The sequence below is a fragment of the Burkholderia sp. BCC0397 genome, assembly GCF_902832865.1.
Taxonomy (GTDB): domain Bacteria; phylum Pseudomonadota; class Gammaproteobacteria; order Burkholderiales; family Burkholderiaceae; genus Burkholderia.
Map to the genome: position 1 here is coordinate 1 of NZ_CADFDL010000044.1, position 344 is coordinate 344.

At 68.0% G+C, this 344-nt stretch carries 1 protein-coding gene; it reads left to right on the forward strand.

What is annotated here, in order from left to right; translation table 11 throughout:
- Positions 1-344: AMP-binding protein (locus HWX03_RS36700; protein WP_175874683.1), on the forward strand; the 344-nt coding region annotated here is incomplete at both ends.

The window sequence follows — 344 nt, forward strand, 5'->3', positions numbered from 1 at the left end:
ATCGACTGGCATGCAGGCCGCGACCTGTGGATGCACGAACTCGCCGACGGCGAATCCGACCGCTGCGAGCCGACCTGGGTCGGCGCCGAGCATCCGCTGTTCATCCTGTATACGTCGGGCTCGACCGGCAAGCCGAAGGGCGTGCAGCACAGCACGGGCGGCTACCTGCTGTGGGCCGCGCAGACGATGAAGTGGACCTTCGACTGGAAACCCGACGACGTGTTCTGGTGCACGGCCGACATCGGCTGGGTCACGGGCCACACGTACATCACCTACGGGCCGCTCGCGTGCGGCGGCACGCAGGTCGTGTTCGAGGGCGTGCCGACTTATCCGGACGCCGGCCG